This is a genomic window from Pleomorphochaeta sp. DL1XJH-081 (assembly GCF_049310885.1).
In the GTDB taxonomy this organism is placed as follows: domain Bacteria; phylum Spirochaetota; class Spirochaetia; order Sphaerochaetales; family Sphaerochaetaceae; genus CAYZJV01.
Genome location: NZ_JBMDYO010000008.1, coordinates 1 through 15,469 on the forward strand (window position 1 = coordinate 1; position 15,469 = coordinate 15,469).

At 45.5% G+C, this 15,469-nt stretch carries 16 protein-coding genes; 11 read left to right on the plus strand and 5 right to left on the minus strand.

The features are described from left to right. Window positions 1–99 precede the first annotated feature (99 nt). The 5 genes from ACODJP_RS11440 to ACODJP_RS11460 form a co-directional block, all read right to left on the minus strand. Window positions 100–894 (minus strand): ABC transporter ATP-binding protein, encoded by a 795-nt coding sequence (locus tag ACODJP_RS11440; protein ID WP_422481598.1) that lies wholly within the window; start codon window positions 892–894, stop codon window positions 100–102. Beyond that, complete coding sequence (locus tag ACODJP_RS11445) at window positions 881–1,840, minus strand: ABC transporter permease (RefSeq protein WP_422481600.1); 960 nt, start codon at window positions 1,838–1,840, stop codon at window positions 881–883. The genes ACODJP_RS11440 and ACODJP_RS11445 overlap by 14 nt, the downstream gene beginning before the upstream one ends. Before the next feature lie 9 nt (window positions 1,841–1,849). After that, entirely contained in the window at window positions 1,850–2,851 is a 1,002-nt protein-coding gene (locus ACODJP_RS11450; RefSeq protein ID WP_422481602.1) for an ABC transporter substrate-binding protein, read from the minus strand. 254 nt (window positions 2,852–3,105) lie between these two features. After that, entirely contained in the window at window positions 3,106–4,101 is a 996-nt protein-coding gene (locus ACODJP_RS11455; RefSeq protein WP_422481604.1) for an ABC transporter substrate-binding protein, read from the minus strand. A 176-nt stretch (window positions 4,102–4,277) separates the two neighbouring features. Next, entirely contained in the window at window positions 4,278–4,553 is a 276-nt protein-coding gene (locus ACODJP_RS11460) for a hypothetical protein (protein WP_422481606.1), read from the minus strand. Between the two features lie 220 nt (window positions 4,554–4,773). On the opposite strand from ACODJP_RS11460, the gene pdxA reads away from it, so the two are divergent. The 11 genes from pdxA to ACODJP_RS11515 all read left to right on the plus strand — a co-directional run bounded on the left by pdxA (window position 4,774) and on the right by ACODJP_RS11515 (window position 15,465). After that, complete coding sequence (gene pdxA / locus ACODJP_RS11465) at window positions 4,774–5,796, plus strand: 4-hydroxythreonine-4-phosphate dehydrogenase PdxA (protein ID WP_422481608.1); 1,023 nt, start codon at window positions 4,774–4,776, stop codon at window positions 5,794–5,796. Further along, window positions 5,793–6,536 (plus strand): ABC transporter ATP-binding protein, encoded by a 744-nt coding sequence (locus ACODJP_RS11470; RefSeq protein ID WP_422481610.1) that lies wholly within the window; start codon window positions 5,793–5,795, stop codon window positions 6,534–6,536. Before pdxA ends, ACODJP_RS11470 begins: the two co-directional genes overlap by 4 nt. Further along, entirely contained in the window at window positions 6,533–7,684 is a 1,152-nt protein-coding gene (locus ACODJP_RS11475; protein WP_422481612.1) for an ABC transporter permease subunit, read from the plus strand. Before ACODJP_RS11470 ends, ACODJP_RS11475 begins: the two co-directional genes overlap by 4 nt. A gap of 9 nt (window positions 7,685–7,693) precedes the next feature. Continuing rightward, window positions 7,694–8,230, plus strand: a complete 537-nt coding sequence (locus tag ACODJP_RS11480) for a cob(I)yrinic acid a,c-diamide adenosyltransferase (RefSeq protein WP_422481614.1) — start codon at window positions 7,694–7,696, stop codon at window positions 8,228–8,230. 93 nt (window positions 8,231–8,323) lie between these two features. Continuing rightward, window positions 8,324–8,965, plus strand: a complete 642-nt coding sequence (locus tag ACODJP_RS11485; RefSeq protein WP_422481616.1) for a CpsB/CapC family capsule biosynthesis tyrosine phosphatase — start codon at window positions 8,324–8,326, stop codon at window positions 8,963–8,965. Between the two features lie 21 nt (window positions 8,966–8,986). Continuing rightward, window positions 8,987–10,222 carry an AAA family ATPase gene (locus ACODJP_RS11490; protein ID WP_422481618.1) on the plus strand — a complete coding sequence of 412 codons (1,236 nt, stop codon included), beginning with the start codon at window positions 8,987–8,989 and terminating at the stop codon, window positions 10,220–10,222. Window position 10,223: 1 nt separating this feature from the next. Next, complete coding sequence (locus ACODJP_RS11495; RefSeq protein ID WP_422481620.1) at window positions 10,224–10,868, plus strand: RloB domain-containing protein; 645 nt, start codon at window positions 10,224–10,226, stop codon at window positions 10,866–10,868. A gap of 1 nt (window position 10,869) precedes the next feature. Then, window positions 10,870–11,754, plus strand: a complete 885-nt coding sequence (locus tag ACODJP_RS11500) for a helix-turn-helix domain-containing protein (RefSeq protein WP_422481622.1) — start codon at window positions 10,870–10,872, stop codon at window positions 11,752–11,754. A gap of 10 nt (window positions 11,755–11,764) precedes the next feature. Beyond that, window positions 11,765–12,562, plus strand: coding sequence for an alpha/beta hydrolase (locus ACODJP_RS11505; protein ID WP_422481624.1), 798 nt, complete (start codon window positions 11,765–11,767; stop codon window positions 12,560–12,562). Between the two features lie 99 nt (window positions 12,563–12,661). Continuing rightward, window positions 12,662–14,140, plus strand: coding sequence for a glutamate--tRNA ligase (gene gltX / locus ACODJP_RS11510; RefSeq protein WP_422481626.1), 1,479 nt, complete (start codon window positions 12,662–12,664; stop codon window positions 14,138–14,140). After that, on the plus strand, window positions 14,140–15,465 hold the full coding sequence (locus ACODJP_RS11515; RefSeq protein WP_422481628.1) for a glycine--tRNA ligase: 1,326 nt from the start codon (window positions 14,140–14,142) through the stop codon (window positions 15,463–15,465). Before gltX ends, ACODJP_RS11515 begins: the two co-directional genes overlap by 1 nt. Window positions 15,466–15,469 lie beyond the last annotated feature (4 nt).

Genomic DNA, 15,469 nt, shown 5'->3' on the forward strand with positions numbered 1-15,469 from the left:
ACTTCTTCCTCAAGCTCATGGCTGCTTCCAGGAGACCCTACTACAAGCCTCGTTCCCCCAGATTTTTGCACTGAGCCTCTTTTTTTGTATATACAGGGATCAGGTAACGAGCAGGTCCTCATCCGAAGCGTAATCGCGTTTTTTGATATTCTTGAATTTCTGAACCAATTTTGCCACTGTAAGAGTTTGTTTCTCTTCTTCTGAGAGATCAAGGATTATTTTCCCTTCATCCATCATGATCAATCGATTTCCAAAATCAATGGCATGTTGCATGTTATGGGTTACCATAAGTGATGTTAGGTTGTATTCTTTGATGAATTTTGTGGTGAGATCCATCACAATCTGAGCATTACGGGGATCCAAAGCAGCCGTATGTTCATCCAATAACAGCATCTGAGGCTTACTCAATACCGTCATCAAAAGGGTCAAAGCTTGCCTTTGTCCACCTGAGAGCAATCCTACATTATCCTTAAGCCGGTCTTCCAAACCCATGGAAAGTTGTTTCAATTCATCACGAAAATGCTCTCGTACAGCGCTATTTAGAGTGATCTTGAGACTCTTCATTCCTTTATGCAAAGCGGTAACCATGTTGTCTTCTATGGACATGGCGGCGGCTGTGCCTTTCGTAGGATCCTGGAATATTCGTCCAATAGTAAAAGCTCGTTTGTACTCGGGGGTATTTGTGACATCTTTGCCATTGAGGCTGATACGACCGCCGGTTACGGGGTAGCTGCCTGCAATGAGATTAAACAACGTACTTTTCCCTGAGCCATTACTTCCTACAACGGTGATGAAATCCCCAGGTTTGACATCGAGATTCAAATATTCGATCGCTGTCTTCTCATTAACTGTTCCGGGATAGAAGACCTTGGAGACTTGTTCAATTTTCAACATGGTTTGACTCCTTCACTTCAGCTTCCCTTCTAACCTTGTTTCTTCGTAAGGCTTTTTTCCTGGCATCGGCACTGGATGCGGCATTCCTCGTTTGGGCAACGATGAGGGATACGATAACCAGTATACCTGTGAGGAGTTTCAGGTCACTCGGTGTGAGATTGATGTAGTAGCCGTAATATCGGCCGAGGAACATCAATGCCTTGTAGATGATCGCACCAAAAACAACTCTCAACGTGATAAGTGATATCTTATTGCTATCGAATAAGAATTCTCCAATCATGATTGCAGCTAATCCCTGAACGACCATTCCCTGCCCAAGGTTAGCATCGGCAAATCCTTGGTATTGAGCCAGGAGACCCCCAGAGAGGGCGATAAGGCCGTTTGAAATAGCCATGCCGATAACCTTCAGAAGCTTGGGATTCATTCCCATGCTGATGATCATCTGTTCATTGCTACCCAATGCTCCAATGGCAATTCCCAGATCCATCCTGAAAAAGATGTCGATGATTAGCTTAATCACCAGAACGATGATCAATGTTCCCACGAGAAGAGCCCAAGATGTCGAGAGCATACTGAAGATCTCGGGAAATTTCGTATACAATGTCGTTATCCTCAACAAAGGTACATTCGCCCTTCCACCAAGGATACGGATATTGATCGAATAGAGCATCGTCATGGTAAGTATACCGGCAAGCAATCCTGGAACCTTCAATCTGTTATGGATTGTTGCAGTGACGACACCTGCGATCGCTCCCGATAGGGAGGCAAGCAAAAGGGCTGTCACCAGCCCTGTTCCGTTGACTATTGCCATTGTCGCTACGGCGGCTCCTGTAGCAAAGGAGCCGTCGCAGGTCAAATCGGCAAAGTCCAGTATCCGGTATGAAATCAACACACCGATGACCATGATGGAAAATATCAATCCATCAACAAAAATTCCTTCTAACATCAATACATCCTATCTGACGATTTTTTGACCATCCTGAATTACTACTGCAGCCGAGTCCTTCAGGTCATCAGGAATAGTTATCCCTAATTTTGCGGCTACGTCAAGATTGAACCAAAGTTCGAAGTCGGTTGGATCGGTAAGGAAAACGGTTCCGATCTCGCCGGGCTCTTTCCCATCGAGCAATTGTTCGATGATTTTTCCTGTAGCAAGGCCGATTTTGTAATAATCGAAGCCCCATGCGACTAGGAAGTCCAAACCTTCTACATTCGAGGGGTCGGCTGCCATGAGGGGGACATTCGCTTTGGATGCCACATCATCTACAGATGGCAGTGCGCTAATTACGGTGTTGTCAGTAGCAATATAAATTGCATCAACTCTTCCGATGATCGATTGGGTCGCCTGCATGACCTCAGCGGTATTGGAAACAGCAGCAGTCACAAATTCAAGTCCAAGATTTTCAGTTGCTGCCTTAGCTTGTTCCATCAGAGTGACCCCGTTCGCCTCTCCACTAGCATAAACGTTTCCGATTACTTTAGCTCCGGTCAAGCGGGCTAATAGTTCAATCTGGGCGTCGACAGGGTTCATATCCGATACACCGGTTGTGTTTTCGGTATAGGGAGTATCATAGGTAGTTACGAGGCCGGCTCCAAGTGGATCTGTAATAGCTGAGAACACGACAGGAATGTCAGTGAAAACATTTACAAGAGCCTGTGCAGTAGGAGTGGCGATACCTACAGCGATATCCACATTGTCTGCCTTGAATTTCTGGGCAATCTGAGCTGAAGCCGAAACATCTGCATTGGCATTCTGGAAATCGAAACGGACGCTCTTACCCACAGATTCCAGGTGGTCCTGCATACCGACTTCTACGGCGTCGAGGGCAGGGTGAGCCAAGAATTTAGATACACCGACCAATGGTTCTTTCGCAGCAGCCGATTCTTGAGTACCGGCGGCGGAGAGAGGCATCGCAAGCACGAAGGACAAGAGCAACAGGATACTAGCTTTTTTCATACAAAGCTCCTTAGCATATGGTTTGATGGTCACTATAGACCGACGTTACATTTTTGTAAAGATGGCTATGCAAAACGATGCATAAAAATACGAGCGATATTCATATATTTGACAATACGGTTCCTCAATACATAAGGGGTAGGCCCCAAGTCCCACCCCTTGCCAGTGTTCCGATACCAATGAAAAGTACCAATATCCCAAGAAAAGCGAGAGGTGTCCAAACTTTACCTCAACAGCCCTCGCTCCGTTTGAACTCAATTACCGGTGTAGAGAACTGCAGCCGAGTCCAGATACTGCTTCGGGATAGTGATTCCCAATCGCTTTGCAACCTCTAGGTTGAACCATAGCTCGAAATCAGCAGGATCGGTAATGAAGATGGTTCCCAATTCTCCAGCTGTTTTCTCATTTTTCAAGACTTGTGCGACAGCTTCTCCGGTCTTCCTTCCGTGTTTGTAGTAATTGAAACCCCAAACCATGAAGTAATCCAATCCTTCGGCACTGGTTGGATCCGCTGTGAATAGGGGAATACCAGCACTTGCACAAACTTCACTGAGACTAGAAATTGCTGAAACTACCGTATTATCAGTGCCTACATAGAGTCCATCAATCCTATTCGCTATAGAAAGTATAGCCGATTTTACTTCTGCCGAATTGGAAACTCCTGCAGAAACGAATTGCAATCCCAATTCTTTTGTTGCAGATTCCACGAGATCTTTCAGCTGCACACCATTCGCCTCACCGCTGGTAAATACGATTCCAATAGTTTTTGCACCGGTGAGTTCAGAGAAAAGTTTTATCTGATCAAATACGGGATTTTTGTCTGAGACTCCACCCACATTTCCATCATTAGGCTCATAGGTCGGAACGAGTCCAGCTTCGAGTGGATCTGTTATCCCTCCAAATACTACCGGAGTCTCGGTAAAGACGTTGGCGAGAGCCTGGGCAACAGGTGTGCCTATACCGACAGCGAGATCTACTTTGTCTGCTTTGAATTTCTGGGCTATCGAGGCTGCAGTGGAAATATCACCATTTGCGCTTTGGGAATCATAAGAGATAGTGAATCCCTGTTCATCAAGATAGTCCACCATTCCTTTTTCTATCGCATCAAGCGCAGGGTGGGTCACTATTTTCGAGACACCGATGCGGATCGATGTCGATTCACCGACTTCCATCTCTCCTGTGGCTGAAATCACTCCTATGAAAGCCACGCCTATAGCCAATAGTCCTACAATTTTTTTCAATCCTCTCATTTCGATACTCCTCAAATTCCGAATGATAGGACTATAGCGCCTTCTTATGTTTCTGTAAATAGAAACATAAGATAATCTGTACATTTTTTTTCTGGAGGGTGAATATAAAAAAACTGTTGCATAGGATGCCCATGCAACAGTTTTCAGTCCAGTATGGAAAAATGGTGGAAAGGAGATCAATAATCGAAGGGGTCTTCCTCTTCATCGATTACATCATCGTCGAATAGGAAATCTTCTTCCTCTTCCTCTTCTTCAATGATTTCAGTCTCCTCATCATCAAGGAAAAATCCATCGAGATCCTCATCCTCGTCTTCATCCTCAAACTCATCGTAGTCATCATCTTCCCTGAGTTCGTTAGGATCGAAATCATCATCGATTTCTATACTTTCATCTTCTTCGAAATCGTCATCGAAGTATTTGTCTTCCCATTCATCCTCATCATGGTATTTCATGGCAGTCCCCCCTCTCAGGTACCGATAGGTACACAGTAGAAGAGAAGGTTCCATCTGTCAATCGGGTTTTTAACGGTAGGAACCTACTTTTATATTTTCCAAACGAAGCGGAATGTACCGATACCAAGATTCTGACCTTGTCCAAAGGTTCTGAGACCGTCCATTCTATTGCGTCACCAAGGTGATATTGGTATAGTTCCGTTATCGAGGAGGTGTTCTCATGTCTAGAAAATTGGTGCTTGCTATTCCTATGGGCGATCCAGCCGGAATCGGACCGGAAATTGTGTGTAAGGCATTGGCACATGGAGTTCATGGAAAATCCGCGAGTGCATTGGTCATTGGCGACTGGGCTCTCTTCGAAAAGACCATACATGATTGTGCATTGGGAAATCCATTCAACACTATCGTCCATACTGACCAAGATTGTAGGCAAGCCATTGCCTCCCACAATGAGTCTATTTTCTACCATCTTCCATTGGTCGACCTCTCCCAATTCAATTATGGGGAGATAGACGGAATGTGTGGAAGAGCGGCATATGAAGCAATAGTTAAAGCAGTGGATCTGACCCAATCAGGTATATCCGATGCGATTGTTACACCTCCATTGCATAAAGAGTCACTTCGTGCCGGCGGAGTAAACTCTATCGGGCATACCGAGATTCTTGGAGAATTGACTAAAAGTGGTTCCCCAGTGACTATGTTCGAAACACTCGGGTTGAAAATTTTCTTTATGACCAGACATCTTAGTCTACGCCAGGCTTGTGATGCTGTTACCGAAGACAGAGTATTCCGTTCAATCAAGGAGTGTTATCGATTGACCCAGAATTCAGCATTCGATACCTCTTTGCCTTTTGTGGTCGCTGCTCTAAATCCCCATGCCGGCGAACATGGATTGTTTGGTGATGAGGAGCAAATGGCTATCGTTCCCGCTATAGAACATGCCCAGGAAGAGGGTATGAATGTAGTAGGACCTGTCGGGGCTGACTCTGTCTTTCATCTAGCGAAAGTGGGAAAGTATCGTGCAGTACTTTCTCTCTACCATGACCAGGGTCATATTGCCGCAAAGACTCTCGACTTCGATCGGACTATTTCCGTCACATGGGCTCTACCGTTTCTCCGTACCAGCGTCGACCATGGGACGGCATTTGATATAGCAGGTAAAGGAATCGCCAGCGAGGTCAGTATGGTTGAAGCCATCAAGGTTGCTATTAAATACCTCTCAACTGGAGACGAAGATTCATGATTGTGATCGATGGACTCCATAAGAGCTACAAGATCAGATCGGGAAAGAAACATGTACTCAAAGGAATAACCTGTACAGCTCGTGACGGTGAGATTTATGGATTGCTCGGACCGAACGGTGCAGGTAAGACCACTACATTGCGAACAATCGCTACACTCTTAAAACCCGATAGCGGAACGGTACGGGTAGATGGGCACGATGTGGTGACCGAAGGTAGAGTTGTTCGGGACCGTATTGGCTTCCTTACCGGAGAGATGAAATTAGCTGGACAACTCTCCTGTAGGGAGCTGTTGCGATATTTTGGCCGTTTGAACCATATGTCCGCTGCTACCATAGCAAAAAGGACTGAAGAACTGGCAGCCGATTTTGATATGATAAATTATCTAGATATGCCAATAGCCAAGCTTTCGAGCGGCATGACACAGAAGGTCGGTCTTGCTGTGAGTATCGTACATGAACCTCGGAACATCATCTTCGATGAACCTACTAGTAGCTTGGATGTCCTCGCAGTCAAGGTTATCTCCGATTTTCTTCGTTCAGCGAAACGTAATGGTAAATGTGTGGTCCTTTCCACCCATGTCCTCGCCGATGCCCAAAGATTGTGTGACAGGGTGGGGATAATCTATGATGGTGAATTGTTATGCGAAGGTACGGTCGATGATTTGCTATCCACCCATAAGGTTCCCGATATCGAGACATTGTTCTTCTCATTGGTGAACAAACAGATGGAGCAAGTATGAATGATGCATTGGTTATCTTCAGGAAGGAATTGAAGAATTTCATTAAAGACAAGAGGACACTCTTCTCCACCTTCCTCCTTCCTCTCATGGTACTTCCCATAATCTTTATTGGTATGGGTACTGTTATCGGTGAACTGGATAAGGATGCCCGAGATACTACCTATGCATTGGCTATTGAAGGAAACGAGGACCCTCGGTTAATCCGTCTTCTGGATGAAAACATCCTCTACGAGCGTGTTGAAAATAGGAGAGCCGATATCGTTGTCACCTTTCCACCAAATTATGTTCCAGGGATCCAGTCGCAAGTCGTGATCACCTACGATTCCAGTAGCCAGAAGATGCAATATGCACAGCAACAGGTGGCTTCTGCGATCAAGCAGTATGAAGCTCTCCTTGCCTCCCAATTACTGAGATCCTATGGATTATCAAGAATGGATCTTGAGAGCCTTTCGATACTGACTGTAGATACGGCTAGTGAAGCTGTTCAAGCCGGAGGGTCGTTCCTCGCTATGTTGGTTCCTTATTTCCTGATGATTTTCCTCTTCTCCGGTTCCATTAACGCAGGCTTAGATACTACCTGTGGCGAGAAGGAGCGGGGGAGCCTTGCTATACTTCTGGTGAACCAAGTATCGCGTACTTCCATAGCTTGGGGAAAAATACTCTTTGTCTCTGTAATTGCCGTATGTTCCGCTGGAGCTACCTTCCTTGGCCTCATGGTCTCTGTGATTCTCCCCCATGGGTCCCAGATGATTTTTCCTGCAAGTGTAAGTGGGGCAACGTTGAGTGGCATTTCCCTTGTGGTAATTATTGGAGCTTTATTGTCTGCAGCCCTGTTTACTGGTGCCGTAGTCGCGCTGTTGGGAAGTCTCGCTCGAAGTGTGAAAGAGGGAGGGACCTACGTAATGCCACTGTACATGATCGTTGTTCTCGTAGGAGTGACTACCATGTATATGGATCCTACCACCAACGGATTCATTTTCTTGGTCCCTATTGTCAATACGATTTTCGTCATGAAAGCGAGCTTCATGGGGATGATCACTACATTGCATGTGGTGGTATCGATTGTTGCTAATATCGTATTCGCTGGTATATGTGCTTTTCTGGTTGCACGGTTGTTTAATTCGGAAAAGATTCTGCAGACAGTTTAAGAGGTGTCCATGGACAGAAGAATACCATTGGTTATCGTCTATACGGGTAACGGTAAGGGTAAGACAACAGCTGCGATGGGATTGGTGATGAGGACTTTAGGCCACCAAAAACGATGTGCGGTCTTACAATTCATCAAACCCGAAGGTCTGGAGACTGGAGAAAAGCGATTCTCCATTGCCCAAGGAGTACTCTGGGAAAATTATGGGGAAGGATTCCTCTGGCGTGTGGACGATACAGAACCATCCCGTAAAGCTTGCCTTGCCGGTTGGGAGAGGGCGAAAGAGCTAATATGCGACAATTCATATGAAATGGTCGTATTGGATGAATTCACCTATGCACTGAACAACAAATTTGTTCCTGTCGGGGTTGTAGTCGATTTTCTCAAATCGATACTGAACGATGAACAACGACCCCATATCGTGATCACTGGGCGTGATGCACCATCCCCATTGGTAAATCTGGCCGATATGGTGCACGAAATTGTTGAAATCAAACATCCATGGCGAACAGCACGGGTTAAAGCGCAAAAGTGCATAGAATTTTGAAATAGAGACAATTAGACCCTCAAACGAAAGAAAGATAGGGTTTCTGTATACCAATTCGAATAAACAGGGTATAATCGTTCAAAGAGGTCAACTATGGGTTTAATCGAATGTCATTCACATCTTCTTCCATTCGTTGACGATGGTGTGCGATCTAAGGAAGAGAGTTTCAAAATTCTCCAAGCTTATGCAAAAGCAGGATTCGACCGGATTGTCGTTACTCCTCATCTCTATAACCCCATGGTTTCCACGAGGATACATAATATTCGTCCCATGTACGCGTGGGCTGGTGAGGAAGCCAAGAAGCTTGGTATAGAACTCATCCTTGGTAGCGAAACCTATGTGGGAGGAGCCGTGGATCCGCAGGTGTTGCCTTTTATCAATAATTACGTATTGATCGAGGTGGATACCAGTACTGAACCACTGTTCTTGTTGAATCATGCCTACTCATTGCGGAAGAGGGGGCTTTTCGTCATCCTCGCCCATGTCGAACGGTACCGTTGGTTCAAGGAAGATGGACAATTGACCGATAAATTACGTGAAATCGGGGTCTTTTTCCAATCGAATGTAGAGGGTGTCGAGAATGGAGAGGCAGAAAAGTTTCTCAAACTGGGAATGATAGATATTATTGCGGGAGACAACCATGGCAATGAGCAGTTGCCGGCTAGGTTGGCAACCGCTTTGCGAGATAATCCTACGGTGTTACAAAGAATGGAAAATCTTTTCCGTAGCCGATAGGAATTCAATAGGGGGATAACTATGCTGCTGGACATGACGATTTCCAATTTTCGTTCAGTACGTGACTCACAGACAATCTCATTCGAGGCAGTCAAGGATAATAGGCTTGCTCAGGAGAAGATTGTAGAAGTGAGTGAAAAACTGAAAGTGATCAAGACTGTCGCTATTATCGGTCCCAATGGAGCGGGGAAGAGCACGTTCGTTCGTGCCTTGGAAGCCTTGAAGGCAATAGTAACAGCCGACGCAGAATTGGAAAATCCTTTACAATTATTGGCTGGGACTTCATTTGCCTATTCCGATATAAAAGGAAGACCTGCCGATATCACGGTTGAGTTGGTAATGGGTACCGATGAGGAGTCTGGGCAGGCTCTTGTAGGAAAGTACTCTATGGTAGCCGATCGGGAGAAGGTCTTCGAAGAATCGTATCATCTGTTTGTCGGTCGTTCAAGGAAGTTGATGTTTGAAAGGAAATTAATCGATGGGGATGCAGATGAACTTAAATATTCTTATCGATGGGGAAAAATGTTCAGGGGTGAGAAAAAGCGTCTCGTAAACAAGGTTCCCCACAACCATTCCTATCTTGCCGCTGCGGCAAGAAAAGGTAGTACGACGCTCCTTCCCTTGTATACGTGGTTTACCGATGAGTTGATGCTTCTCCCATTTGGTCTCTCAACTGCGAGCGAAAAGCTGATAGTCGACCAGTTGAAGAAACATCCAAGTTGGAAGAAGGCTCTTATAGATTTTCTCTGGAGTATTGATATCACCGATATTCGTGATGTCAGATTCCAGGAAGACCGTCTCATCTTTGTCCATACCAATGTTACCCAGCATTATGCATCTTATTTCTCAAATGAATCTTTGAGTCTACGGAGACTCACATCTATTGCAATGGCAATGTTCGAGAGTTTTACCACAAAACGCTGTCTGGTAGTCGACGATTTTGGAATGTTGTTGCATCCCAATGCTTTGGAACATGTTATACAGGTGTTTGAGGCTAACAATGCTCGGTTCGGCTCGCAAATGTTGGCTGTGGATTGTAATCCCTCTCTCCTAAAAGATGGCATTCTACGTCGCGATGCGGTTTGGTTCGCCCAAAAGAGTACCGACTCAGCAACAGAATATTACAGCCTGGCCGACTTCAAGTTCTCCAAGGCAAAGCGGGATCTTACCGGCCAATTCTATTTGAATGGCTCGTATGGAGCCCTTCCAATTACAAGCGAATTCAAGTTCGTCGATAATGAATCAAAGGAGCAGTGAAATGAAACGCAAGAAAAATAATGAGAAACCACGAAGAACCTTGCTTGTCGTCACCGCTTCGGAGGCACAGTCACTCTACTTTTCTCAAATGCGCAAGGATTGTCGATACACGAATATGACTGTCTTGTGGGCACAGGAGGCGGTTACACTTGAGGATTTAGTAAAAGAGGCCTACAAAGCACGCATCAAAGGAAGATACGACAGTACCTGGTGTGTATTTGGTTTCCATGATATGGGAGTCGATTCCCAACAAGTGAGGTTGATTGCCGCTTTTGCACAGAAAAAGAAGGTCCAACTCGCTTGGACTAATCCCAGTATTGCTCTCTGGTATCTTCTTCATTTACAGAGCCCCCGAACTCCGATAAGCGATCCAGCTATCATTGAGAGTACCCTGTCGAGTGTATTCCCAAACTTCTCCAATAGTCCTGCATACCTGCTGAATGAAGGCTCTTCGCTCCACTTGAAACTCTTCTCAGCAAAAGCTCAGGCTGCGGTGAATGCAGGATCCTACAACGCTCTGGTACAACAACGAGGGTCGGATTTGCCTCCAGTGAATATGACCAAGCTGTTGACTGAGATATCCGATATCTGTGGTACTGCTGATATGTCCCATAACCAGAAGCTTATCGGGTTGAAGAACGCCTGATATGCTTGGCCAAGGACTCACGATTCTCCTCTATATGTTCGCATTCGCCACAGGGTGCATGACTCTCGTGCTCTCTGTGGTGTTCCATATCCGTGAGAGTTACCAATGGACTAAGTACTTCATCATTTTTCATGCTTCTCTCCTATTGGTGATAGTGCTCCAGGTCCTTAAGGTATTTGTCGATGTTTTTCTTGGGGATACGGTTGCATCCGTCACGGGAATAGTCGTACAAAGCCTTCTTGCTGCAAATGTAAGTTTCCTCATACTTTTTGTTCCTTATTTCACCACTTGGATAATTGCCCAACCGTGGAGAAATCCCTATCGAATAATCTTTAGTTTCCTTGCGATAGCTTATATGTCCCTGAGCGTTCTCCATATCATTTTTAACTCAATCTGGGTTTTCCAGATGTCGATGATGTTGGTTTTCGTAGGAACCTTGTTTTTCTGTATTGGAGTTATTCTCAAGAATCTTAAGACCATTGTGCAACATGATGTCCGGATCGTAAGTAAGTCCATAATTATACTATCATTCGTCATGATACCTCTGCTCATCATCAGTCTCATATTCCCCCAATGGCGCTATATCACCTATCCGATTTATTTCATGGCATTCTCAATTATTCTTCTTGTCTTCCTCTTCATCTATTTTAAACGTATGCCCCATGAAGTCCAACATGAACTCACCTACGATAAGGTTGGGAAATATCATATCACCGAGCGTGAATTCTCTGTCATTCTCCTTATAAGGGAAGGACTTACCAATAAGGAAATCGCTGGTCATCTTGACATATCGGTGAACACAGTGAACAATCATGTAGCAAACATATTTTCAAAGACAAAAGTGAGAAGCCGCATAGACTTGTTGAATAACCTCAACAAGGATTAGGAGGTTATCCATGGAAAACGATACTGCAATTGATATCCGTTTGTGCGCTAGACCAATAACACTGGTGCATGAGATCAAACCCGATCGAGCTGTTGTTTGCCTCCATGGTTATGCCGGTTATCCAGGTGAGTTGGCTCTCCCTGCCAAACGATTGTATTCCCATGGATTCGATGTATTTGTTCCCCGTTATCCCGGACATGGGACCAATGGAGAAGATTTTATGAAAACGGGTAGGGGGGACTGGATTGAAGAAGCCGAGAGGGTTCTTCTAGAGGCATTGTCTACCTACCACAGCGTATCTCTTGTAGGACACTCCATGGGAGGCGCAATCGCTGTTATCCTGGCAATGAGACATCCTGTAGATAGAGTTGTACTGTATGCCCCTGCGCTATCTATTCCAGCTCTGCCTTTCAAGCTCGTCTCGTTACTTAGTGTTTTTATGAAACGTAGGGCACAACCATGGCAATCCGATAGTCGATATCCTTTCTTCGATGAACGTGACGAATCCGATGATGCTTTTTTAGGTAAAGAATATTGGAGCTGGCAATATTTTAAACAGCTTCGGCAATTGGGCTTGATACAACGAGAAGCTGTATCTGCACTTTCACAAACATCAGCTGATATCCTCGTGTTGACTGGAGAAAAAGATGCTGTGGTCGATAAGCATGCCGGAAAGATCGTTGTGGAGCTTGGATCCGGGAAAAACAATTGGGTCCATCTTCCACTCGCTACCCACCTTATCCCCTACGATATTGATGAAAATACCCGTGAAGAGGCTATGCAGAGGACCATTTCCTGGCTCTCTTGACCGATTTGATCTTAGCGGGGGTTGTTGCCACTTTTCCCTTTTTGTACTAAAACTGTAACAACCGGGTCCACTTTTCCGGTACAGGAGGAGAATTTCCCCATGAGTGTACGCGTACGTTACGCACCATCACCCACTGGTATGCAGCATATCGGTGGTGTAAGGACTGCATTGTTCAATTATTTCTTTGCCAGAGCCCAAAAAGGCTCCTTTATCCTACGGGTAGAGGATACCGACCAGGAACGAACTACAGCTGATGCTTTGCAAGATCTCTACGATACGTTGGATTGGCTGGGTATTGAATGGGACGAAGGCCCATTGGTTGGGGGAGATCATGGTCCATACGTGCAGAGTGAAAGGTTTTCGCTCTATCAGGAATATGCCGAAAAACTGATTTCAGACGGTAAGGCTTATCGCTGTTTTTGTACTCCAGAGCGTCTTTCGGATTTGCGAGAGAAACAGGTCGCCGAGAAAGCGAAGCAACAGGGGTATGATCGCCATTGCAGGAATCTCACAGATGATGAGAGATCCAAGTTAGAAAGTCAAGGTTTGCAATCGGTAGTCCGTCTTAAAGTTCCTCTTGAGGGTAAAACCACATTCCACGATGTCCTCATGGGGGATATCACCAGACGCAACAGTGATGTGAATCCCGATCCCGTACTTCTGAAATCGGATGGCTTTCCCACGTATCATTTGGCGAATGTGATAGATGACCATCTTATGGGAATTAGTCATATCATGCGTGCCCAGGAATGGATTCCCTCCGGTCCCTTGCATATTCTTCTCTATGAAGCTTTCGGATGGGAACCACCCATCTATTGCCACCTTCCCATGGTCATGGGAAAGGATGGACAGAAACTCTCCAAACGTCATGGATCGACAGCGGTTCGTGATTTCAGGAAAAAGGGGTACTTGCCTGAAGCTCTAATGAACTATGTCAGTATGGTTGGCTGGTCATATGATGGTCAACGCGAATTCTTCACTAAAGAAGAGCTTTGCGAATTGTTTAGCCTCGAAAAGATCAACAAGGCACCAGGTGTCTTCGACTATAAGAAGCTCGATTGGTACAATGGGATGTATATTCGGCAGAAGAGTGATGAAGAGCTCACCGAACTATTGGTTCCCTATCTGCAGGAGGCTACCTTTGTGTCGGAAGTACCGACTGTTGATGAGCTCTCCATGGTAAAGGCTATTGTCCCGGTTGTTAAGGAACGCCTTAAAGTATTGGAAGATGTGGTGGAGATGAGTAGATTCCTCTTCACTGAAATCGATGTTCCCCAATCTTCATCGCTTATTCCTAAGAAACAGGACGCCAAGACTACATTGGAAGTATTGAAGCAGGTAGTTCCCATTATTAAAAAGATGGCCAATACTGCCGATGAGGTGATCGAGGAAGAATTGGTAGCTTTGGCGAATGGATTGGAGATCAAGGTTAATGGAGTGTTCATGCCTATCAGGGTAGCAGTTACTGGTAGCACGATTAGTCCTCCTTTGTTCGATTCGATTCGGTTGCTTGGATTGGATACTGCTGTCGCCCGGCTGGAACGGGCAATTTCTACGCTAGAAAACGAGGTTGCATAATGGCTGAAACTACAATGGACAAATTGGTCTCTCTCTGTAAGAGACGCGGGTTTATTTTTCAATCCAGTGAAATATATGGTGGATTGACCGGAGCTTGGGACTATGGACCGCTTGGAGTCCAATTGAAAAACAATATTCGGGATTTCTGGTGGAAAGAGATGACCCAGATGCACGACAATATCGTCGGCTTGGATGCTTCTATCCTCATGCATCCGAAGGTGTGGGAAGCAAGTGGTCATGTTTCGAATTTCACCGATCCGATGGTCGACTGCAAACAATGTAAGAGTCGCTTTCGTGCCGACCAGATTGATCTTGATGCCGCATGTCCAAATTGTGGCACAAAAGGTTCTTTCACTGAACCACGTAATTTCAATTTGATGTTCTCTACCCATATTGGGGCTGTACATGACGATTCTTCGGTAATTTATCTGAGACCCGAAACTGCTCAGGGTATTTATGCCGATTTCAAAAATGTGGTGCAAAGCAGCAGGGTGAAGATCCCCTTTGGCATAGCCCAGGTCGGAAAATCTTTCCGCAATGAGATTACAACAAAGAATTTTATCTTCCGCTCCTGTGAATTCGAACAGATGGAGATGCAGTACTTTGTCAAGCCAGGGACCGATGAACACTGGTTCTCTTTCTGGCGTGACCAGAGGATGGCCTTCTATCATAAGATGGGAATCCGACCCGAAGCACTCCGATGGCATAGACATGGTGAAGATGAATTGGCCTTCTATGCAAAGGATGCCTACGATATCCAATTCCAATTCCCCATGGGCTGGCAGGAACTCGAGGGAGTCCACAATAGGACCGATTATGATCTGAACCAACACCAGAAGTTCAGTGGAAAAGACCTCACCTACCTGGAACAGGAGACTAAGGAGAGATATGTTCCCTATGTAGTGGAGACTTCTGCCGGTTTGACCAGGAATGTCCTTATGGTCCTGTCTGATGCATACGAAGAGCAAGAACTAGAGGGCGGTGATGTACGTACGGTGCTTCATTTCCATCCATCAATCGCTCCTGTAACGGTAGCAGTCCTTCCTTTGGTGAAAAAAGATGGAATAGGTGATTTTGCTTCAAGACTCGAGCACGAACTGAGGGAAGATTTCGCTACCTTTTTCGACCAGAGTGGAGCCATAGGACGTCGATACCGTCGGATGGATGAGATTGGCACTCCCTATTGCGTCACTGTCGATTACCAGACACTGGAAGACAATACTGTGACATTGCGTTTCAGAGATTCCATGGAACAGATCCGTGTATCCATCACCGATCTTGTGTCGAGGATGAAACAAGAGACAAAGAACTACAAAAGGCAATAGATAG